Here is a 980-nt window from a genome sequence, read left to right as displayed (position 1 = left end):
TGTCCTGGCCCGGTGAATCGTTCGGCCCGATCCGCGAGTTGTTCCACGAGAAGCCGATCACGGTGACCGGGAACGGCGGGTTCGTGGTGCGGACCTGGTCGACGGTGTTCTGGATGTCGGTGTCCGAGAACGACCGGCCGAACCCGTTGACGCCGATGACCAGGCCGAACCGCCCGTCGGCGGTGTTCGGGGTGAACCCCTGCGAATACTTCGCGATGATGTCGCGGACGTTGTCGCCGGGCACCACCGGAACCGTGGCCAGATAGGCCGGCTTGTCGGCGGTGTGATCGTTGCGGGGACCGAGCTCCCCGACGACCACCGGACTTCCGACCTGCTTGATCTGGTACGTGGTGACGGCGTTCTGGAACGACCGGCTGCCCCGGTTGCCCAGCACGTTCTGCATCGGCACCGTGCCCGGCGTGCTGCTCGTCGCCGGGGCCGACCGGGAGGGCCGCGGCGCCTGCGACGGGGTGTGCGGGTTGGCGGCCAGCGCCTGGTGTGTCTTCCCGGCGACCTTGACCAGCGTGGACCGGGTGTCCTTCGGCAGGTCCCCGAAGTCGTTCAGCAGGTTGGTCCGGGTGGTCGGGCTGATCGGCTCGACACTCTGGAACGCCAGCTGGGTGAGGGCGTCGGCCCGGTTCGCGTCGACACCGGGGAAGAACGTCTGGATGTAGTTCTGGACCTGCTTCTTCCAGGTGTCGGCGTGCGCGTGGCTCTGCGGGATGTTGTCCGGATCCGACTGGTCGTAGTTCTGCAGCAGCCGGTCACCCTGCGTCTGGATCGCGATGCCGGGGTCGAACGAGCCGAATGCGGTCGGGTCCATGCCTTGGAACAGTCGCTGTTGAGCGACCGACTGGGCGAGGCCGCGGCCCTCCTTCGACGTGTACTTCAGGTCGCCCTGCGGGTCGTTACGCACGCCGAAGGTGATGTCGGTTTCCAGGCTGGAATTGTCGACCCGGACGAACGTGTTCGGCTCGGGC

The 980-nt window shown here is 67.2% G+C and carries 1 pseudogene; it reads right to left on the bottom strand.

The window, feature by feature from the left end:
* Window positions 1-980, bottom strand: a pseudogene (locus WH85_RS52035) (hypothetical protein); the annotation flags it as partial.

Origin of the sequence: Actinoplanes rectilineatus (assembly GCF_000962825.1) — a bacterium.
Lineage (GTDB): Bacteria > Actinomycetota > Actinomycetes > Mycobacteriales > Micromonosporaceae > Actinoplanes > Actinoplanes rectilineatus.
The sequence above is the reverse complement of the archived record's forward strand: the minus strand, read 5'-3'. Positions and strand labels throughout refer to the sequence as shown.